Annotated in this window: 22 protein-coding genes; 11 read left to right on the top strand and 11 right to left on the bottom strand. The window is 43.8% G+C overall.

The genetic code is table 11. The annotated features are described in order from the left end of the window. Positions 1-100 precede the first annotated feature (100 nt). The 4 genes from MUY27_RS08115 to mtaB form a co-directional block, all read right to left on the bottom strand. Positions 101-898, bottom strand: a complete 798-nt coding sequence (locus tag MUY27_RS08115) for an inositol monophosphatase family protein (RefSeq protein ID WP_245129502.1) — start codon at positions 896-898, stop codon at positions 101-103. After that, positions 879-1349: a GtrA family protein gene (locus tag MUY27_RS08110; RefSeq protein WP_245129501.1), complete on the bottom strand. Its 471-nt coding sequence runs from the start codon at positions 1347-1349 to the stop codon at positions 879-881. The genes MUY27_RS08115 and MUY27_RS08110 overlap by 20 nt, the downstream gene beginning before the upstream one ends. Beyond that, complete coding sequence (locus MUY27_RS08105) at positions 1339-2508, bottom strand: prolipoprotein diacylglyceryl transferase (RefSeq protein ID WP_245129500.1); 1170 nt, start codon at positions 2506-2508, stop codon at positions 1339-1341. Before MUY27_RS08105 ends, MUY27_RS08110 begins: the two co-directional genes overlap by 11 nt. Before the next feature lie 138 nt (positions 2509-2646). Further along, positions 2647-3966: a tRNA (N(6)-L-threonylcarbamoyladenosine(37)-C(2))-methylthiotransferase MtaB gene (gene mtaB / locus MUY27_RS08100; protein WP_245129499.1), complete on the bottom strand. Its 1320-nt coding sequence runs from the start codon at positions 3964-3966 to the stop codon at positions 2647-2649. A gap of 216 nt (positions 3967-4182) precedes the next feature. Here mtaB and MUY27_RS08095 point away from each other — a divergent pair, with 216 nt between their 5' ends. Further along, the gene (locus MUY27_RS08095) at positions 4183-4539 is read left to right on the top strand and encodes a DUF4174 domain-containing protein (RefSeq protein ID WP_245129498.1); all 357 of its coding nucleotides are present in this window, start codon (positions 4183-4185) and stop codon (positions 4537-4539) included. A 66-nt stretch (positions 4540-4605) separates the two neighbouring features. After that, positions 4606-5571, top strand: coding sequence for a glycosyltransferase family 2 protein (locus MUY27_RS08090; RefSeq protein WP_245129497.1), 966 nt, complete (start codon positions 4606-4608; stop codon positions 5569-5571). Positions 5572-5632: 61 nt separating this feature from the next. Here the strand turns inward: MUY27_RS08090 and MUY27_RS08085 are convergent, their stop codons facing one another. After that, positions 5633-5836, bottom strand: a complete 204-nt coding sequence (locus MUY27_RS08085) for a hypothetical protein (RefSeq protein ID WP_245129496.1) — start codon at positions 5834-5836, stop codon at positions 5633-5635. A gap of 153 nt (positions 5837-5989) precedes the next feature. Here MUY27_RS08085 and MUY27_RS08080 point away from each other — a divergent pair, with 153 nt between their 5' ends. From MUY27_RS08080 to MUY27_RS08060, 5 genes are all read left to right on the top strand, one after another. After that, entirely contained in the window at positions 5990-7165 is a 1176-nt protein-coding gene (locus tag MUY27_RS08080; RefSeq protein ID WP_245129495.1) for a dipeptidase, read from the top strand. Positions 7166-7294: 129 nt separating this feature from the next. Further along, positions 7295-8254 (top strand): thioredoxin-disulfide reductase, encoded by a 960-nt coding sequence (gene trxB / locus MUY27_RS08075; protein WP_245129494.1) that lies wholly within the window; start codon positions 7295-7297, stop codon positions 8252-8254. 139 nt (positions 8255-8393) lie between these two features. After that, positions 8394-9047: a ribulose-phosphate 3-epimerase gene (gene rpe / locus MUY27_RS08070; RefSeq protein WP_245129775.1), complete on the top strand. Its 654-nt coding sequence runs from the start codon at positions 8394-8396 to the stop codon at positions 9045-9047. A 163-nt stretch (positions 9048-9210) separates the two neighbouring features. Continuing rightward, entirely contained in the window at positions 9211-10278 is a 1068-nt protein-coding gene (gene serC / locus MUY27_RS08065; RefSeq protein ID WP_245129493.1) for a 3-phosphoserine/phosphohydroxythreonine transaminase, read from the top strand. Positions 10279-10357: 79 nt separating this feature from the next. Continuing rightward, positions 10358-11308 (top strand): D-2-hydroxyacid dehydrogenase, encoded by a 951-nt coding sequence (locus MUY27_RS08060; protein WP_245129492.1) that lies wholly within the window; start codon positions 10358-10360, stop codon positions 11306-11308. 47 nt (positions 11309-11355) lie between these two features. On the opposite strand, the gene MUY27_RS08055 is transcribed toward MUY27_RS08060, so the two are convergent. The 4 genes from MUY27_RS08055 to MUY27_RS08040 form a co-directional block, all read right to left on the bottom strand. Next, on the bottom strand, positions 11356-12750 hold the full coding sequence (locus tag MUY27_RS08055) for an MBL fold metallo-hydrolase RNA specificity domain-containing protein (RefSeq protein WP_245129491.1): 1395 nt from the start codon (positions 12748-12750) through the stop codon (positions 11356-11358). 102 nt (positions 12751-12852) lie between these two features. Further along, positions 12853-14685 (bottom strand): ABC transporter ATP-binding protein, encoded by a 1833-nt coding sequence (locus MUY27_RS08050; RefSeq protein WP_245129490.1) that lies wholly within the window; start codon positions 14683-14685, stop codon positions 12853-12855. Between the two features lie 19 nt (positions 14686-14704). Then, a complete protein-coding gene (locus tag MUY27_RS08045) occupies positions 14705-15256 on the bottom strand; it encodes a hypothetical protein (protein WP_245129489.1) in 552 nt (183 codons plus the stop codon). A 7-nt stretch (positions 15257-15263) separates the two neighbouring features. Then, the gene (locus MUY27_RS08040) at positions 15264-16040 is read right to left on the bottom strand and encodes an SAM hydrolase/SAM-dependent halogenase family protein (protein ID WP_245129488.1); all 777 of its coding nucleotides are present in this window, start codon (positions 16038-16040) and stop codon (positions 15264-15266) included. A gap of 103 nt (positions 16041-16143) precedes the next feature. Between MUY27_RS08040 and MUY27_RS08035 the strand changes: the two genes are divergently transcribed. From MUY27_RS08035 to MUY27_RS08020, 4 genes are all read left to right on the top strand, one after another. After that, positions 16144-17103, top strand: a complete 960-nt coding sequence (locus MUY27_RS08035; RefSeq protein WP_245129487.1) for a PhoH family protein — start codon at positions 16144-16146, stop codon at positions 17101-17103. Positions 17104-17200: 97 nt separating this feature from the next. Further along, a complete protein-coding gene (locus MUY27_RS08030; protein WP_245129486.1) occupies positions 17201-18145 on the top strand; it encodes a phosphoribosylaminoimidazolesuccinocarboxamide synthase in 945 nt (314 codons plus the stop codon). Between the two features lie 53 nt (positions 18146-18198). Then, positions 18199-18576 (top strand): STAS domain-containing protein, encoded by a 378-nt coding sequence (locus MUY27_RS08025; RefSeq protein ID WP_245129485.1) that lies wholly within the window; start codon positions 18199-18201, stop codon positions 18574-18576. Between the two features lie 22 nt (positions 18577-18598). Continuing rightward, positions 18599-19519, top strand: a complete 921-nt coding sequence (locus tag MUY27_RS08020; RefSeq protein WP_245129484.1) for a ribonuclease Z — start codon at positions 18599-18601, stop codon at positions 19517-19519. 7 nt (positions 19520-19526) lie between these two features. Here the strand turns inward: MUY27_RS08020 and MUY27_RS08015 are convergent, their stop codons facing one another. Both MUY27_RS08015 and MUY27_RS08010 read right to left on the bottom strand, forming a co-directional pair. Then, positions 19527-20471, bottom strand: a complete 945-nt coding sequence (locus MUY27_RS08015; RefSeq protein ID WP_245129483.1) for an MlaD family protein — start codon at positions 20469-20471, stop codon at positions 19527-19529. Between the two features lie 29 nt (positions 20472-20500). Next, entirely contained in the window at positions 20501-21427 is a 927-nt protein-coding gene (locus tag MUY27_RS08010; protein WP_245129482.1) for an N-acetylmuramoyl-L-alanine amidase family protein, read from the bottom strand. Positions 21428-21446: the final 19 nt, after the last annotated feature.

The raw sequence follows: 21446 nt of genomic DNA, 5'->3' as shown, positions 1-21446 counted from the left end.
AGAAAAATTTCGGTTCCCTAAATTAGATATTAAGAAAAAGGCGCTTGCGCTAGTTATTTAGCACTAAATTTACATTACCTTGATTTCAGGGCTGGTTTTGCTATTGAAAATACTTTTGAATGGTGTTTAGCAGTTCGGTAGTAACACGGCCGTTGGTGGCAACTACGTCGCAACTTGTCAGATCACCCAACGGATTTTGGCCACCATTAAAATCTGTAACATCGCCTCCGGCCTCGCGAACAATGATCACCCCGGCAGCAATATCCCAGGGTTTAAGGTTGTATTCGTAATACCCATCAAAGCGGCCGCAAGCAGTATATGCAAGATCAACAGATGCTGCGCCTAATCGCCTTAAGCCATGGCAGCTTTGCATCAGTTCTGTAAACAATTCAATATATGGCCCTTGGCGTTTAAAATCATAATAAGGGAAACCGGTGGCCAAAAGCGTATCCGCAATTTTAGGCGCCTTGCTTACGTTGATCTTTTTCCCATTCAGGTAAGCGCCGCCATCTTTCCAGCCATAAAAGCATTCGTCCTGGTTTACTTCATATACCACTCCCGCAACGGGCTCATTATTATCGGTCAAAGCAATGCTCACCGCAAAAACAGGTACGCCGTGGATGAAATTAGTAGTGCCGTCTAACGGGTCGACAATCCAGTTGTAGCGTTCGCCTTTACGGTTCAGTGTTTTCTCCTCCGTCAGGAAACCTGCTTCGGGTAATATTACTTCCAGCCCCTTCACAATCATGCTTTCGGCTGTTTTGTCGACATACGAAACCAGGTCATTCAAGCCCTTGTACTCAATTTTATCTGGATCGAACTTTAAGCGCTCCTCACGGATAAATGCACCGGCCTGTTTGGCTACTTCAATTACCTGGTTAATTATTTTCTCCAGCATTTGGGCGTAACTTTAGATTGAATGAGAATAGTTTATGAACAAAAAAGCTTGCAAAAAATAAGCTTAATGCAGCAGCAATACGTGCAACCGGGGGATAAAGGTGTACGATCGTCACCATGAATTTCAGCACCAGCATATTGGCAAAAAAACCGATAATAGCTACCGAAAAAAAACGAATGGCCTGTTTGTATGGCGCAAGGGTAGACTCTGAAAAAACCAGAAAACGGTTGATCAGAAAGTTGACCAATACCCCCATAAAAAACGAAATGATCAGAGACAGCAGATAGTTGCTAACGCTATGGTTAATAATTTGGTAGCTATGCGCTGTAAATACAAAATTATATAGTACGTAGTACGCGATAATGTCTACCAAAAAACCTGTACCGGCAGAAATAACAAACCTGAAAATCTGGTTGCGCATCAATTGCTGAAAAATGCTATTACCCGACATTGGTAATAGGTTGTTTTTTCCGAAGCACTATTACACAAGTAACAATGCCCGCAATAACCAGTAAAGAAGATATTAACTCGGCTTGGGTAAAAGGAATCCCCGCGACATGGTAACGTGTATTCACACGGATCAATTCAACCAGGAACCTTTCAACGCCGTTTAAGATGAGGTAGATTCCCCACATCAGGCCTGTTGTTTTAATACGATCGCGAAGGCTCCACAAGAGCAGGAACAATAAGATACACACTACGCTTTCGTAAAAAGGAGTGGGGTATACGGCTAATTTTAATTCGTTGCAGTATTTACCAACGCAATTAGCGATCTGGTTACCCGGATCTGATCCATTTACATTGTGCGGATATTTGAAGGCCCACATCCAGTCTGGCGCCCAGCTTAACCAATTGGGTTTCGGGTTTAAGTTAGGGATGCCCCAATCACCATCGCCAGCCATTTGGCAACCGATGCGACCTACACCGTAGGCCAGCATCATACCCGGCGCGCCAATATCCAGCATTTTAAGCGGCGAAATACCGTTGTTATGAGCAATATACAATACCGCAGCGCCACCACAAATTAAGCCGCCATAGAATGTTAAGCCACTAAAGCCGATCAGCATTCCCACCGGGTCGGCCATAAATTCGTTCCAGTTCTCGAGTGCATTAAACACTTTAGCTCCCGCGAAACCAAATACCGCCGCCCAGATCAGCATATTGCCCATCAGTTCGTAAGGGTGCACGGTTACGCGTTTGGTAACGGGTTCAGAAAGTTCATTTTTCTTTCCGTCGCGGTAGGCCCAGTAAACAAAGCCTGCGCCCATCAACAAACCACCTAAAAGATTGCCCCGGGTAGAAAGAATAAAGTCCTGCGGACTGTTCACCAAGTCTCGGTAGTTGAGGATAGCGTCGAGGATCTTGTAACCGGCAATAAAACCGAAGAAGCCATTGCTAACTAATTCGGCTATACCTGCGGGCTTACCTATAGTAACTGTTTTCTCAAAAGGATGGATATAACCCAGCTTTTCCTTCCGCTTAAATTCTTCAACAAATGCCCAATAAGCTGCCATAAAAGCAAGGGCAACAAAAAAGCCGAAGGTCTGGAACGGAAGCGGAATATTTGCCCCGGTGAAGTAGCGAATAAGATCTGAAAGCGTAGGAAACATCAGTAGATATTTTGGTAGCGAATATAGGATTTATTATTAATCCCTATCTTTTAGTAAACATCAAGTTACAGTTAACAAGCTTGTAACGCGATTAAAGCAGGAATAATTGTATGTGGTTAAATTTCAGCAGAAGAAACGTTAATGCACCAGAATCTCTTCCGGTTCCATTATGTCAACTTCACCCTCGGCAGAAATACCGGTTAACTTTACGTTACGCAATTCGTTCACCAGTACGGGATCATATTTTGCACGAACTTTTACATAATTGCGGGTAAAACCGTGCATATAACCATCTTTAATATCCCCCTCGAACAATACCTGGAGATGTTGCCCGATCTGCGATTCATAAAATGCGCGGCGCTTTTTGTCTGAAAGGATGTGCAGCATTTTGCTCCGCTCTGCACGGGTTGAACCCGGAACTACGCCCACCATTTCCTTTGCTAAAGTATTTTCACGTTCAGAATAGGTGAACACGTGCAGATAGGAGATATCCAGGTCGTTCAGGAAATTATAGGTATCAATAAAATCCTCGCGGGTTTCGCCGGGGAAGCCAACAATTACATCTACCCCGATACAGCAATCGGGCATGAGCTTTTTAATCTTCGCTACACGGTCTGCGTATAATTTTCTTTTATACCGGCGACGCATCAGTCCTAAAATCTTATCTGAACCTGATTGCAGCGGGATGTGGAAATGTGGAACGAACCTTTTAGATGTCGCTACAAATTCTATAATCTCATCAGTCAACAAGTTTGGCTCAATTGAAGAGATCCGGATACGGTCTATCCCCTCAACTTCGTCCAGCGCACGTACCAGTTCAATAAACCGGTTGATACGCTTGCCATCCTGTAGACCAAAATCGCCGATGTTTACGCCCGTTAGTACAATTTCTTTAACACCCGATGCGGCAATCTCTGCAGCTTGCGCAACGATATTATCGATATTATCGCTGCGGCTGCTGCCACGGGCAAGGGGAATAGTACAAAAGGTACATGAGTAATCGCAACCGTCCTGAACTTTTAGAAAAGTGCGCGTACGGTCGCCAAATGAATAAGAACTTACAAACTGGTTAGCTTCAGAAACGGGCTGATTGTAGACTAATGCTTTTGGTTGTTTGGTGAGGTCGTTAATATAATCGATGATCTGAAATTTCTCTGCCGCACCAAGTACCATATCCACACCCGGTATTTCAGAAATTTCCTGCGGTTTCAATTGGGCATAACACCCAACGATAACCACATACGCGGCGGGAGAAACTTTTAGCGCTTCTTTAACAATCTTCTTGCACTTTTTATCCGCGTTCTCTGTTACCGAACAGGTATTAATAACAAACACATCCGGCTGTTCTGTAAACTGAACCGTTTGATAACCAGCTTGGTTAAACTGACGCCCAATAGCAGAAGACTCCGAATAGTTCAGCTTGCAACCCAGCGTATAAAAAGCTACTTTCTTACTCATTTCCAACGCGCAAAGATAAGATTTTTAGCTTTAAGGGTGAAACTAAACACGCTGCGCTTTAATCGCTCAAACCAGGTATAAATCGCTTTTTGACTTTTCCGTTAGAAAATAATAAGCCCCTCTCTTTTGGGAGAGTGGTTTGGGGAGAGGCCACCCTTGTAGCAATATTGTTATAAATATTAAATAACAAACGCGCTAAAAAGCAGTTATGCTGTTATGTTCAGGTACCTTTTAACCGCCGCTATTGTCGCTATTATTAATAAGCCGCAGCCCAAACGTATGTTAATGGTCTTTTCAGATCAATCTTCACAGCATATGTTGCATCTGCAACAACAAATTCTTAAACACGATGAGCAGGGTTTAAACGAGCGCGATGTCGAAATAAGGTATTATTCGCCAAAAAATACTTCGGTCTATAAGAGCAATCATATCCGGCCTGGCTTTACGGTGGTATTAATTGGTAAAGATGGTGGCGAGAAGCTTCGGTCACATCAGTTGGTCAGTACTCAAAAGCTGTTTTCCCTGGTAGATGCTATGCCCATGCGAAAGCAGGAAATGAACAACCGACACTAACACAATGTGCGTATTCCCGACATACTGCTAAAAAACTTATCTTTGCAGCTTTAATTTCTTGCGCATATGCCCGAATTGTCGGTAGTTATTACGGTACTTAACGAAAAGGAAAATATCAGTCCGCTTATTGCAGCTATAGATAATGCCCTTAACACCATTGATTATGAGGTTATTTTTGTAGACGATGGTTCTTCAGACGGTACACAAAAAGAAATTATTGCCAACGCTACAGACCGTATCAAGCTGGTAGAGCTGCGTAAAAATTACGGGCAAAGTACGGCCATGACGGCGGGTATAGATTATACCACCGGCGAATACGTAGCCCTGCTTGACGGCGATCTGCAGAACGATCCTAAAGATATTCCTTCCATGTTGCAAAAGTTGAAGGATGAAGATTGGGATGTAGTTGCTGGTAACCGTAAAAACCGCCAGGACGGAATGGTTCTGCGGAAGATTCCAAGTAAGATCGCCAACGCGTTAATCCGCCGCCTTACCGGGGTATACATTAAAGACTACGGCTGCACACTAAAAATATTCCGCAGGGAAATAGCAGAAAATCTTGGCCTTTACGGCGAGTTGCACCGCTTTATCCCTGTGTTGGCAAAACTACAGGGTGCTCGTATTACCCAGGTAGATGTGACGCACCATGCGCGGATCCACGGTAAATCTAAATATGGTATTAACCGCACCTTTAAAGTAATCAGCGACTTGATCCTGATGGTCTTCTTCCGTAAATACATTCAAAAACCGATGCACTTGTTTGGTAGTGTGGGTTTTGTATTGTTCTTTCTGGGGGTATTGATAAATGCCTATTTACTGGTGCTGAAAATTATGGGGCACGATATCTGGGGGAAACCGATGCTGATATTGGGACTGATTTTCCTGCTTGGTGGTATCCAACTGATCACATTAGGTATCCTGGCAGAGATCAACGTGCGCACTTACTTCGAGTCACAAAATAAAAAGACCTACCAGGTTCGCCGGATTTATGCAAACGGCGAGGTAATTAAACCGGTGGTTGCAAGCGCTTAATATACTTTAAGATATAACTGCAAACGGCTGCCTGACTTGATCAGGCAGCCGTTTGCTTTTCTTAGTGTTCCGGCGTTTGCTTGGTAGTGTCGCGCTTGGTGGTGTCAGGTGTGCTGGTGGTTCCTGTACCGCCGGACGTTCCCGAACTCATGTTGGTACCGGTGCTGTCCATACCTGTAGTTGCGGATTTTTGCGAGCTACAACCTGCAGCAATGCTTCCGGTTAATGCTATCGCTATAGCGAATTTTAACATGTGCTTTTTCATAATCATCGTTTTTGTCTGTTAATCAATTAGATGCAACAATAGAACGCCATTGCGCCTCGAATGTTTTCCTTTTTTTTACTAACAGTTAAAAATTATACCAAGGATTTATAATGCGCTACCGCTGATATTATCTTAAAAAACTATATTTAGGCAATGAAAAGATTCCTTGTCGCTGCATTTATTTTGTCTTCCCTTTTTTCTTATGCGCAAAATGCCAGCCGCATACACGAACGTATTTCGGTAGTGGATACGCATGATGATGTTTTGTCGCGTCAGTTAATATCTGGTGCAGATCTGGGTAAACGACAGTCGACCGGCGCTTTCGATCTGGTGAAGGCAAAAGAGGGCGGACTGGACGTTCAAATTTTTTCAATCTGGTGTGAAGATGATTATGGAAAAGGAACGGCCTTTAAACATGCCAACCGCGAGATCGATAGCCTTTATGCGCTGATTAAACGCTACCCGCGACGAATTCAATTTGTACATAATGTAAGAGATATCGCTATTGCTAACCGAATGGGTAAAATGGCTGCAGCTTTCGGGGTAGAGGGTGGCCACATGATCGAAGACCGTTTAGACTATATCGACAGCCTGGCCAAACGCGGTATGGTTTACCTTACCCTTACCTGGAACAACAGTACCTCCTGGGCCACCTCTGCCCGGGACGAGCGTTTTAAGAAAGATTCCCTTCCTCACCTGGGTTTAACAGACCTGGGGAAACAGATGGTAAAGCGTTTAAATGACCTGAATGTAATGGTAGACGTTTCGCACGTAGGTGAAAACACTTTTTGGGATGTTTTAAAAACGAGCACTAAGCCGGTAATCGCCTCGCATAGCTGCGTTTACAGCCTTTGCCCGCACCAGCGAAATTTAAAGGATGAACAGCTAAAAGCCATTGCTGAAAAAGGGGGCGTGGTATTTGTGAATTTCTATAGTGGTTTTTTAGATAGTACTTACAGCAAGAAACAGGACGCCTTCCTGAAATTGCACAAAACAGAACTGGATTCGCTGGTAAAAGTGTACAACGACTACGACAGGGCAGTAAATATGATCAATGCCAAGTATAAGACGGAATCGGACGCAATCCGTGCACCGTTAAGTTTACTAATTAAACATATCGACTATATGGTGAAGTTGATCGGAGCAGACCATGTCGGCATCGGGGCTGATTTCGAAGGTGCGGAATCCTATCCGCTGGGGTTAGATAGCGTAGCAGATTACCCGAAGGTAACAGCAGCATTGCTTGCATTAAATTACAGCTTGCCGGACGTGGAGAAAATAATGGGCGGTAATTTCCTCAGAGTTTGGGCGAAGAATAAACCGAGATAAGCCTGGAAAAGTAATAACTGAAGAAAAGTATTTCATCCTTCTGTCAGCCAAAATCTACAATGGGTTGATGCTTTACCCTTGTTAACCGGGTTTAAAAAGCTTATTTTTGACCATTATTTCAAATACCGAATGTCTCAAGATACTGAACACGTAAAATGCCTGATCATTGGATCAGGACCTGCCGGATATACTGCTGCAATTTATGCCGCCCGTGCCGATCTGAAACCAGTTTTATATACCGGTATGTTGGCCGGCGGTCAGCTAACCCAAACTACTGATGTAGAAAATTTTCCGGGTTATCCGAACGGAATTATGGGTCCGGAGATGATGGAAGATTTCCGTAAGCAGGCAGAGCGTTTTGGTACAGACATCCGTTTTGGCTACGTAAGTTCGGTTGATTTTAGCAGTGCGCCACATAAAGTAGTGGTTGATGAAACCGTTACCATTCTTGCAGATACGGTAATTATTTCAACAGGTGCTTCAGCAAAATGGTTGGGCTTAGAGTCTGAACAGAAATATAATGGTTTTGGTGTTTCTGCCTGTGCCGTTTGTGATGGTTTCTTTTTCCGCGGTCAGGATGTTGCCATTGTTGGCGCCGGTGATACCGCTGCCGAGGAAGCAACTTACCTTGCTAAACTTTGTCGTAAAGTTTACATGCTGGTTCGCCGCGACGAATTCCGTGCTTCAAAGGCAATGGTAAACCGCGTATTGAACACACCAAATATTGAAGTAGTTTACAATACCGAAACCAAAGAGATTGTAGGCGATGGGCAGAACGTAACAGGCGTTCGTGTTCACAATAATAAAACCAATGAAGAGCAAGTGCTCGATGTAACGGGTTTCTTTGTAGCTATTGGTCACCACCCGAATACAGAGGTATTTAAAGGCCAGATAGATATGGACGATCATGGTTATATCCTGACTAAACCAGGTACCACCCAGACGAATGTAGAAGGTGTATTCTGTTGTGGCGACGCACAAGACAATGTTTACCGCCAGGCAATTACAGCAGCCGGAACAGGTTGTATGGCTGCGCTGGAAGCAGAACGTTATTTGGCCGCAAAAGAAGCTGCTGCTTTAGAAGTTTAAAAAGAGCTTAACGAAGATAAAATATCGAGGCTGCCTGATGGGTGGCCTTTTTTGTTGGGACTTTCTCCTTCAGAAATCGCATCATAAACCAACACGATAGGTTTAGCGCTCTTTATAAATTCTATATCTTTGCCCTATGATGAACCACCTGATTGCCCCGTCTATCCTGGCTGCCGACTTTGGTAATTTGCAGCGTGATATTGAAATGCTGAATCAAAGCGAAGCGGATTGGATCCACGTAGACATCATGGACGGCCTGTTCGTTCCTAATATTTCCTTTGGCTTCCCGGTATTAAAATCTGTAGCCAAGATCGCAGAAAAGCCCTTGGATGTGCATTTGATGATCGTCGACCCGGACCGATACATTAAACAATTTGCAGAAGGCGGTGCACATGGCATTACCGTTCATTACGAGGCCTGCACACACCTTCACCGTACGGTTCAGGGCATTAAAGAAGCGGGTTGTAAAGCAGGGGTAGCGCTTAATCCGCATACACCGGTCAATTTACTTTCAGAGATCATTGCCGATCTGGATATGGTGCTGATCATGTCGGTTAATCCAGGCTTCGGCGGACAAAAATTTATTCATAATACTTACCGTAAAATAGCCCAGCTGAAAGAGCTTGCAGCGAAAGAAAACCCTGATCTGCTGATCGAAATTGACGGGGGGGTAGACCAGTTTAATGTGAATAACCTCATCTCTGTAGGTGCCAATGTACTTGTTGCTGGCAATACCGTGTTTTCTGCAGCAGACCCTCTGCACATGATCAGAACCCTTAAAAACCCTCTTTAACTATCGATTTTGTAGTTTTTTATACCCGCACCTGATAAAGTTTTTAATCACAAGGTTTTAATTATAAAGGCCTGTTAATAAATACATCATTTTTTTGCCAAAAATATATCTCAATTAGTTAATTTCGGGGCGACCAGTAAACCCCTGGTCACTAATAACTGATATGAAACATAATTTTGGAGCCGGGCCGGGCATTCTGCCTCACGAGGTACTGAAACAGGCTGCTGAAGCGGTAGTAGATTTTAACGGAATTGGTTTATCCATCCTTGAAATTTCGCACCGTTCTGCAGAGTTTGAAGCAGTATTAGATGAAGCTGTCCGTCTGGTGAAAGAACTGTTAGGTGTGCCCGAAGGGTACTCTGTGTTATTTCTGCAGGGAGGCGCCAGCACTCAGTTTGCGATGGTACCTTACAACCTGCTTCCGGAAACCGGTAAAGCGGCTTATCTCGAGTCGGGCGTATGGGCGAACAAAGCGCTAAAAGAAGCGAAATATTTTGGCAATGTTGAAGTGGTTGCAACTTCTAAAGAAAGCAACTTTACTTACATTCCGAAGGATTTTACCATTCCTGCTGATGCTTCGTATTTTCATATCACTTCCAATAATACCATTTACGGAACCCAGCTGAAGCAATTCTTCCCTTCACCGGTACCGGTAGTTTGCGATATGTCTTCAGATATCTTCAGCCGTAAGATCAATGTAGCAGATTTCGGCCTGATCTATGCTGGTGCGCAAAAAAATATGGGTCCTGCGGGTACTACGCTTGTGGTGATCAAAGACGAGATCTTAGGCAAGGCAGACCGCAAAATCCCTGCAATGTTTAACTATCAGACACAGATCGAAGGTGGGTCGATGTATAACACCCCTCCGGTGTATCCGATCTATGTATCTATGCTCACTTTACGTTGGTTAAAGGCCAAAGGTGGGGTAGAAGCGATCGAAAAGGAAAACCGTGCAAAAGCAGATGCACTGTATACAGAGATTGACCGCAACCCACTGTTCAAAGGTGTTTGTGCTAAAGAAGACCGTTCTGATATGAACGTTTGCTTTGTTGCAGAGAACCCTGAACACGAAAAACCATTCCTGAAACTTTGCGACGAAAAAGGCATCGTTGGGGTAAAAGGTCACCGTAGTGTTGGCGGTTTCAGAGCATCAATTTACAATGCATTGCCAATCACCAGCGTTCATGTGCTGATTGACGCTATGCAGGAATTTGCAGAAAAGAATAAATAAATATCTCACTCCCTATAAAAAGGGGATAAAAGACTTATGCTTCCCCTTTAGAGGGAAATGGTGCTTAACTTAACTCATCATGATCAAAATATTAGCTAACGACGGTATAGATCCGGTAGGAAAAAAATTACTGGAAGAAGCTGGATTTCAGGTAGATACCCAGACTATACCGCAGGATGAACTTCCTGAAAAACTACAGGCTTACGACGCAATTACGGTTCGCAGCGCTACCAAAGTGCGTAAAGCCCTGATTGACGCTTGCCCGAACTTAAAATTAATTGGCCGCGGCGGTGTAGGTTTAGATAACATCGATGTCGAATACGCGCAATCTAAAAACATCCCGGTTTATAATACGCCGGCTTCATCTTCATTATCTGTTGCAGAACTGGTATTAGGTCACCTGTTCACCGGTGCGCGTTTCCTTCAGGACAGCAACCGCAAAATGCCTGTTGAAGGTAACACCAAGTTTAACGACCTGAAAAAAGCTTATGCCAAAGGCATCGAACTTCGCGGAAAAACTTTGGGTATTATGGGCTTTGGCCGTATCGGCCGCGAGGTAGCAAAAGCTGCTTTAGGCCTGGGCATGACGGTGCTTGCTTATGACCTTTACCCGTTTGATCCTGAACTGGAACTGGTTTTAGGTGGCGGAACTATCGTACGCGTACCCGTAACTGCTGCAACTACCGAAGAGATTATCGCCCAGAGCGATTTCATCACCCTTCATACACCATTTATAGAAAAGCCGATTTTAGGTGCGGAAGAGTTCGCCAAAATGAAAAAAGGCGTGGGCGTAATCAACTGTTCAAGAGGCGGGTTGATTGACGAGCTTGCTCTGGTTGAAGCATTGAATAGTGGTAAAGTAGCTTTTGCAGGTCTGGATGTGTTCGATAACGAACCAACCCCACGTGCAGAAATTCTTACCCATCCAAAAATTTCATTAACCCCGCACATCGGTGCTTCTACAAATGAAGCGCAAGAGCGTGTAGGTACCGAGCTTGCCAACCTGATTATCAATCACTTCAAGCAATAAATAATTAAGGCCTCCAAAAAGAGGCCTTAATTATTTTAACTCATTTTTTACAGTACATATGTCTGTCCCTTCTCGGGGATGGTAGTGGCATAACCTTCTTCCATCAACGCCTCTTCAAAGGCTTCCATACTTTCCGGATCGCCATGCACTAAAAATACTTCGCGTAGTTTTTCTTTATCCAGTTGCTTAACCGTGTTCATCAAATCGTTATGATCGCCATGAGCGCTGAATAAGTCTGTTTGTTTAATGGTGGCATAAACAGCCAGGTCGCGGTCTTTGATATGCACTACAGGATCGCCACGCAACAAACGGTAACCTAACGTCCCTTTGGCGCAATACCCGATAAACAGGATGGTGCAGTAATAATTCTGAATGTTGTAGAAGAGGTGATCCTGAATACGGCCACCTTCCAGCATACCTGCCGAAGAGATGATGATACAAGGTTCAAAATAATTCGATATTTGCCTGCTGTCCTTCAGGTTCTCGATATAGGTGAGGTTGTCAAACTCAAATTCGTCACCCTGGAAGTTATAGAAGCTTTGAGCATCTTCGTTCAGCAGGTTATGGTATTTCCGGAAAGTTTCGGTTGATCTTGCAGCCAGCGGACTGTCTACAAAAACCTTCACCCTCGGCAATAAACCTTTACTGAAGATCTTATTGAGCGAGTACACTAAAGCTTGCGTACGGCCAATACTAAATGCCGGAATAATTAACCTGCCCGGCTCCTTGATACAAGCCTTGTCGATGGTTTCTACCAGCACTTCCTCAATAGTGCGTTCTGTGGTGTGGTGCCGTCCGCCGTAAGTAGATTCAGACACCAGATAATCAACTGGAGGTAAAGCCTGCGGATCTACCAGAACCGGATAATTCTTGCGGCCGATATCCCCTGTAAATGCGATGGTCTTTTCTTCGCCGTTGTCGTTAATTTTTAAGACCGCTGCCGCTGCGCCTAATAAATGGCCGACAGGGATTAAAGTGAGCTCGATGTTCTCATTGATACGAAATGGACGGTTAAACCCAATAGTTACAAACCTGTCGACGGTATCCATCACATGTTTTTGTAAATACAAAGGTTGCGCATGATGATGGTGTTTCCCCCCGCGGCGGTGCTTACGCGGCTTCTGCATTTTCTGATAGAACAGACTAACAGAATCCATCAGCAGTAACTCTGCCAGGTCTGCAGTGGGTGGGGTGCAAAGGATTTGTCCTTCAAAACCTAACCTTACTAAGGTGGGTAAATTTCCTGAATGGTCGATATGGGCATGGGTTAATATCACCACATCAATATCTTCAGGGTTGAACGGAAAATTCTCGTTCGATTGAATGCCGCGGTCTTTCTCATAATCAAGGCCGCAATCAATTAATATTTTATATCCGGCAACTTCCAGCAAATGCATGCTTCCTGTTACCTGACGGGCTGCCCCGTGTATAGTTAATTTCATTCGTATAGTTCTGTGTTCATAGTTAACAGATGATAGTTCATAGTTGGTAACATAGCCAATTTAAAGAATGTCTATGAACTATCAACTATGAGCTATAAGCTCTCAACCTATGTCGAATTGCAACTGGCTAAGGTGGCGATAAAGGCCATTCTGGTTGCCAATCAGTTCTTCGTGGCTTCCGCTCTCAGTAATTACGCCTTTATCCAGTACAATGATCTGGTCGGCTTCACGGATGGTTGATAAGCGGTGAGCAATAATAATAGAAGTGCGGTCTTTCATCAGTTCCTCCAACGCCTCTTGTACTAAACGTTCAGATTCAGAGTCGAGCGATGAAGTAGCTTCGTCCAGGATTAAAATCGCCGGATTTTTCAATAAGGCACGGGCTATGGCAACACGCTGGCGCTGACCTCCGGATAGCTTAACACCCCGTTCGCCCACCATGGTATCATACCCTTCAGGGAAATTGCTGATGAACTGGTGCGCATTTGCGCGTTTAGCCGCTTCTATAATTTCTTCACGCGAGGCATTACGTTTGCCGTAAGCAATATTTTCTGCTATAGATCCGCCAAACAATAAAACATCCTGCGGCACAATAGCAACTTGGTTACGAATGTCTGTTAAAGCATAACTATCCGTTGGCTTTCCGTCAAATAATATTCTGCCGCTTTGCGGTTTGTAAAACTGAAGGATCAATGATGCCATGGTTGATTTACCAGAGCCGCTCGGCCCGACGATGGCTACTTTCTGACCGGCAGATGCGGCAAAAGAAACATCTTTCAATACGGTAATTTCCGGCCGCGAAGGATACGAAAATACTACATGCTCGAAATTAAGGTTACCGTGCAATACCTGCCTGATCTCGTTCTCCTTTTCATTGATGGAAACGTCTTCACCTTCTTCACCTAAAATCTCCAGTACCCGCTCACTTGAACCTACCGCTTTCTGGATATTGGCATATAAATCCGGCAGGCTGCCCATCGCGGCACTGATGAATGCTGCGTAAACAATAAAGGTGGTCAGCTTACCAAAGGTAAAGCCATGATCGTGGATAGATACCAGGTAAGAACCATACCAGATCTCGCAGAATATCGTGCCGAATAAACAAAACACAATAAAAGCACCGAACATGCCACGGTATTTCGCGCCTTTGATAGCCAGGCTTACTACATCGCGAAGATTTCGATCGTACCGAGCCGCTTCAAAAGCCTCATTTACGAATGCCTTCACATTGGCAATTCCTTGCAAGGTTTCTTCAACTACGGTATTAGAATCTGCTAATTTATCTTGCGCCTGCCGGGATAGTTTCCGGATGAACTTTCCGAAGATGATCGCTGTAGCGATCAGAAACGGCAATACGAGTAGCAGGGCCAGCGTCAATTTTATGGAAACCACCATTAGCAGGATGATGCCACCAACCAGAATGATCATCTGGCGGATGGCTTCTGCTATTGTCGTGGTCAACGTATCTTGTATTTGCGAAAGATCGGCAGAGATACGGCTGTTCAACTCACCAACCCGGCGATTGGCGAAAAAGTTCATTGGAAGGGTAATCAGCCTGAAGTAAGTGTCGCGGCGTAAGTCGGCCAATGATTTTTCGGCTACCTGCACAAACCAGGTGATCCGGAAATAGGATACAAACCCCTGAACAAAAAGTACCGCCAGGGCTATCTCACCAATGGTAGTCAAATTCGCGGGGATAAAACTATAACGTTGCCTGCCTTGTGCAGCATCTATCAATGCACCAAAAAATCCCGGAAAGGCAAGGCCCGTTAGGCTGGATAGAATTAAAAAAATTAAACCGCCGATAAACTTGCCTTTGTAAGGGCTGATGTAACTTAAAAGCTTTGCAACCTTTTGCAGGCTTTCTCTATTTAATTTTGCTTTGGGTAGTTCTTTTTCAGAAGCGTTTCCGCTGTTCAATCGTTGTCGCGCCATACTTATTCTAAGGTCAAATTTACGCTTTTTTACGCTTTAATCGCGCATTTTGCATACCGAGGAATAAAATTGACGCAGCCATGAGAACAATAAGAACTATAAGTGGAGCATTACTGGCGCTTACCGGTTTTTGCGCTTCTGTCAGTTGTTTTTTCAGCCTATCGTTCTTATCGCGGAGTTTATTAATGGTCTGCGCAAAGTTATAGGTCATGGATTCTACTTCCTTTGCCCGGCTCTGCGCCTGCTGTTGTTGAAGGGTGCGTAGGTCCAACTGATTATTACGGAAGGAGAGGAGCACTTTTAACTCATTGAAGATCACGTCATCGGTATGGGCAATATCCATCAGGATCTCGTTAGAACGGCGGATGTCTTTCTTAGTCTGTAAGCCGAAGATACCGGTGTGCATATTCAGGCTGGCATCGTATTGCCCAAATTTTTGCGACCGTTGTGCCAACAGGTTTTTTATTTTGGTGCGCTGCTGTTCGTAGGCTACAGAATCGTAATTTTTATTTTGTGCGAAAGCAATAGCTGCAAGCAGGACGCCCGCCAGCAACAGGATTAAATTTTTCATAAGGCTGTTATTCGAAATCGATGATCACACTATCGCCAACGTTTAAGCCGAGCAAACCACTCGCATTGCCTTTATTAATGGCAATCTCCAGGTGATCACTAATGCCAAACAGACATAGTTTTTCACCTTCTGGCACCTCATTGTAATGCCAGCTCAGCTGATTAATGGTTTCGTTACGTTTAAAGTATAACGTAAAACGGCGGCCATGTTGTACCTTGTTAAAGAAGTCTTTAGTGATATTGGTGATCACGTTCTGGAAAGAATCTACGTAGATCACCATTCCCTTGATCAGGTTGCGTTCCACTACGGGCTGCAGGTTCATCTTCTTTTCGATGCTGGTTACAGGTAGCCCAATTTCTTCGAGCGGTTTTTCCTGCGCAAGATGGCACGCGGCTTTTACAAAAATATCCGCCAGGGGGAAATGCAAAAACTTAAGATCCTGCATAATATTGATCTCCACCATTTCGTCTGGCTGCTGATCAAACATTAACGAGAATATGCCGTTATCTGCACCAACAAAGTAATGCCCCCGGTATTTCACTGCCAGGTAACGGGTATGAACATTGTAAACCGTATCAATACCGATGAGATGGACGGTATTCTGCGGGAAATAGTGGTATGCGTTCTTTAAAATAAATGCAGCCTGCTGCACATTAAATGCAGCAACGCTATGGGTAATGTCTATGATGCTAACTGTTGGCAACAGACTTAAAATGCTGCCTTTCAGGGCAGCCTGGTAGATATCTTTATCACCCAGATCTGTTGTTAATGTTATTATCGGCATTACTTTTTTGAATAAATATTGTTAATCTTGTACATGCAGATTAACGCTGCAAATATTAAATTTTTTAACCACAAAACATCTGTAACTATAAAATCAGTTAATATTGAACGAACTTAAATTATCATTAGAAAATATAAACCCGGCGGTATTGTGGGGATCCAATAACGATCATTTTGAGATCATTAAGAAGCAATACCCGAAGCTTAAAATTGTGGCCAGAGGTAACGAGGTTAAGATACTGGGAGAGGAGCATGAGTTGGGCACATTTCGTAATAAATTTGAGCACCTGCTTCAACATGTCGAAAAATACGACAATCTGAATATCACCGATATTGAACGGATCTTGGGTGCGAAGGTAGCTGAACCCGTACAAACGGAAGGCGCTGCCGATAAGTCGACCACCGGCGAAGTAATCGTATTCGGGCCTAACGGTATATTGGTAAAGGCACGCACCGCCAACCAGCGGCGCATGGTAGATGGTATTGTTAAAAGTGATATTCTATTTGCTATCGGCCCTGCGGGTACCGGTAAAACTTATACCGCTGTAGCCCTGGCTGTCAGAGCATTGAAAAACAAGGAGATAAAACGGATTATCTTAACAAGGCCTGCAGTTGAAGCAGGTGAGAACCTCGGTTTTTTACCCGGCGACCTTAAAGAGAAGATAGATCCTTATCTACGCCCGCTTTATGATGCCTTGGACGATATGATCCCTGCCGAGAAGCTGAAAACTTATCTGGAGAACCGGACTATCGAGATTGCACCTTTAGCGTTTATGCGCGGCCGTACGCTGGATAACTGTTTTGTGATCCTGGATGAGGCGCAGAACGCAACGGATATGCAGTTGAAAATGTTCCTGACACGTATGGGGCCGTCGGCCAAGTTTATTGTTACCGGCGATGTTACCCAGATAGACTTACCTAAAAAGCAACAGTCTGGTTTACATACTGCTTTGCGTATCTTAAGCGATATCAAGGGTATAGAGATTATCTACCTGACCGGCGAAGACGTTGTGCGCCACAAATTGGTAAAACGGATACTCGAAGCTTACGGGGATATACAGTAAGAGCCCCACCCTAACCCTCCCCGAAAGGGAGGGGATTTTTTTTATATTTGCCGAAAATTAAAAGTCCTCCCTACAGGGGAGGATTTAGGAGGGGCCAATGGATGCTATAAAAGAAACTCACTTTAATTTTCCCGGACAAACTGCTTTTTACAAAGGCAAGGTCCGCGATGTATATACCATTAAAGATCAGTACCTGGTAATGGTTGTAACAGACCGTATCTCTGCTTTTGATGTGGTATTGCCTGAACCAATTCCTTACAAAGGGCAGGTGCTTAATCAGATTGCCGCAAAGTTCCTGGAAGATACGCAGGATATTGTGCCTAACTGGGTAATCTCTGTCCCGGATCCGAGCGTAACCATTGGTCGTATTTGCGAACCTTTTAAAGTCGAGATGGTAATACGCGGTTACCTGGCTGGCCATGCATGGCGCGAATATGCAGCAGGCAAAAGAGAGGTTTGCGGTGTACAACTGCCTGAAGGACTGAAAGAGAACGATAAACTTCCGGAACCTATCATTACACCTACCACTAAAGCTGCTGTTGGGCATGATGAAGATATTTCTAAAGAAGCGATAGTTGGTCGCGGTATTGTGAGTAGTGAAGACTATGAACAACTGGAGCGCTATACACGTGCGCTGTTCCAGCGGGGAACTGATATTGCCGCAGGACAGGGCCTGATATTGGTAGATACCAAGTATGAATTCGGTAAGGCAGAAGGCAAGATCTACCTGATTGATGAAATTCATACGCCAGATTCTTCCCGTTATTTTTATGCAGAAGGGTACGAGCAGCGACAGCAAAACAACGAACCCCAGAAACAGCTTTCAAAAGAGTTTGTAAGGAAATGGTTAATAGAAAATAATTTTCAGGGTAAAGATGGGCAGACCATTCCGGAAATGACACCCGAAGTTGTTAACTCTATCTCTGAAAGGTATATTGAATTGTACAACAACATCACCGGCGAACAATTTGTAAAACCCGCCTCTGGTGACGTATTGCAGCGTGTCGAGGACAACGTTCTTGCAGCTTTAAAAAACTTGTAATTTTTATTTCTAGCTAAATTAATTTATATCTTAGCTATCTAATTCGCCAAATAATGAAATTTTCACTCGATAAACACGAGAAATATGTAATGATGAAGCTTAATGAATCAAAACTGAATTCATTATTTACACCGCAGCTTAAATCAGAACTAATTCTTATAAATACAGAAGGCCAGCGTAATATTATTTTAGACCTTAGCCAGGTTAAATTTGCAGATTCATCTGGCTTAAGCAGCCTGTTGGTTGGCCACCGTTTATGCAAAAATGCAGATGGTGTTTTTATCCTTTGCGGGCTAAGCGAGTCTGTCTCTAGGCTGATTACCATCTCTCAATTGGACAGTGTACTCAGCATTGTACCATCATGTGAAGAAGCAATCGACCTGATTTTTATGGAAGAGATAGAAAAAGAGCTTAAGAAAGAAGCAAAATAAGCTTTTTGTATGTTAAACCTTCATGAAATTTGAGGTAACTATACTTGGCAGCAGTTCAGCCACACCAATTTATAATAGAAATCCTACAGCGCAGGCGCTTAACATCAATGAGCGCCTGTATTTGATAGACTGCGGCGAAGGCACCCAACAGCAGCTACTCAAATTCGATGTTAAAGCCAGCCGCATAGATCATATTTTCATCAGCCACCTTCACGGCGACCACTACCTGGGCTTAATAGGCTTGCTTTCGTCTTTACATCTGAACGGTCGTAAGAAACCAATTAGACTCTACGGACCGGCCCCGCTGAAAGAGATCATTGATATTCAATTTAAGTATTCAGATACTACTTTGAATTATCAGTTAGAATTCAGGCCGACTAACCCGGACGAGCCAGAGATTATTCTGGAGAACCAGGAAGTAATTGTAAAAAGCGTCCCGCTTGATCACCGGATTGCCTGTACAGGCTTTGTCTTTAGACAAAGAAAATCGGCACGAAAAATCATCAAAGAAAAGGTAGAACCGTTGAACATCCCGATCAATTACTACGCTTTATTGAAAAAGGGGCAGAACTACGTAACGCCGGATGGCACGGTAATTCCTAACAACGAACTAACTGTAGATTCTGAACCGCCATTAATCTACGCCTATTGTTCAGATACCGTTTATAATGATAAGTACTTTAGCGAGATCAGTAACGCAGATCTGCTGTACCACGAAGCGACGTTTCTGCATAACATGCTGGACCGCGCCGTGCTTACTTTTCATACCACAGCGTGGCAAGCCGGGCATGTTGCTTTGCAAACTTCTGCTAAAAGACTGCTGATCGGCCATTTCTCTGCCCGTTACAAAACCCTTAACGAATTATTAGAGGAAGCCCGGAGCGTGTTTCCAGACACCGAGCTTGCTATAGAAGGTAAAACGTTTGCCGTAGCCAATAAATAGGCCTTGGTTATTTATCCTTACGCCCGAATACCGAGAAGCTTACGTAACGGCTTGGATGTGCTTTGATATCAATAAACAGGTTGTTTAAGTTACCCGAAGCAGCATTCAGGTTTTTATACATCTGGTCATCATTGATCAGCAGTGATAAACTTCCCTTGCCGTTGTTGATTTTATCCACTGTCGCTTGCAGATTAGCAATGGTTTGATTCGCACTTTCCAGTGTTTCGCGGATATGTGCATTGGCCAGATCGTTACTTACCCGTTCAAAATTGGTACTGATGGTAGTTAAATGTCCGGTAGTGTTTTTAAGGTTTGAAGAAGCTACCTCGGCATTAGACATGATACCGTTAATGTGGCCGGTTTGTGAGGCAATTAAACGGTCTATTTTCTTAGTTGTACCTTCAAGGGTCTGTAATGAATTCGCGATGCTCAGGAAGCTGCGGTCTACATTACGCTGAAATTCAGGATTGATGATCTTATTAACAGAAGCCAGGGTAGAATCCAGGCGAGCGATGAGTTGCTCGGCCTTTTTCTGTATCGGCTGCAGGCTTTCTGCTAAACTGCCCTGAATATCGGCACGCAGTGTATCGCGGTCTTCTGCATATTCTTTACTGCTGCCTAATTCAAATACAATGGCTTTACTACCCAACAGGTCCGTACTCTCCAATTTGGCAAGGGTATTTACCGGCACATTATATTGATTGTCAATTTTAAACTCTACAATAGTCCGCCCGTCTGGTTGCAGCTGCATCTTTGATACCTTACCAATAGGGAAGCCGTTAACCAAAACCGGTTTAGATACCGTTAAACCTTCTACGCTATTATACAGTGCGTAAAAACGGTTAGAAGACGAAAAAACATCACCTCCTTTCAGATAACTATAGCCTAAGATAAGTACGGTAATTGCAATAACTGTTAATATGCCTACTTTGGTTTCGTTAGATACTTTCAAAATGTGATAATTAAGTACTCAGATAAATGTTAATTCGGTTGTTCTACTTCCTTTTTGTAGATTTTTAATGACCGCACTAAGGTAGCAACAATCTCATTTTGTCCGTCCTCAGAATTTAAATAAGCTTCGTCTTTGGGGTTATTGATATAACCTGTTTCGACCAAAACTGCCGGCATCGCGCTATGGCAAAGAATCAGGATGCTTTGCTCACGAACGCCCTCACTGGGCCTGCCATCGGTAAATTTAAACTCATCATTCACAATATCAGCGAAATGAATGCTTTGCTTTCTGTATTTATTTTTAAATGCGTTCAACAAAATCACCTGGGTCGGATCATTAAAATCAACCCCGGTACTGCTCTTAACATCATTTTCTTCAAATAAGTTTTCCCTTATCGCTGCTGCCTGTTCTTTGTCACCGCCTGTTTCGTCGCCATGACGCTGAAAACCATACACCAGCAATAACACGCCACGGCCAGACTGATCGGGCACACGCGTACGTCTGCCACGAACAGTAACTACTTTATCTGCCAGTGAGTTGCAATGCAGGGAAATAAACAGGTCGCCTTTATTTTCATTGGCAATATCAGATCTCTTCTGCCATAAAATATCGTCGTCTGTAGTGCGTGTCATTACTACTTTTACATCAGGTAGTTCTTTTTCTATGGCCTTCTGCAATTTAAATGCCAGTGCAAGCGTTACATTTTTTTCAACTGAATAGGAACCATACGCACCAGGACGCTTACCACCATGACCCGCATCAACCACAATCGTACGCAGCTTGTAACCGCTGTAAGCAGTATTCAAAGTATCTTTCTTTACGGTTTCGGGCTCTCGCTGAGTGGTATCGACATAATTAAAATTCGCCGCCCGGGTTTCTGCGGCAGAAAACAGTAAAAAGTAAAACACGAATGCATGAGTACTGTAAATGAAACTTCTGAATGCTTTATTTTTCATTATTTTTGAAAGCTGTTAT

This window comes from Mucilaginibacter straminoryzae (assembly GCF_022953055.1).
GTDB lineage: Bacteria > Bacteroidota > Bacteroidia > Sphingobacteriales > Sphingobacteriaceae > Mucilaginibacter > Mucilaginibacter straminoryzae.
Note: the sequence above shows the minus strand (reverse complement) of the source record. Positions and strands in the feature narration are given on the sequence as shown.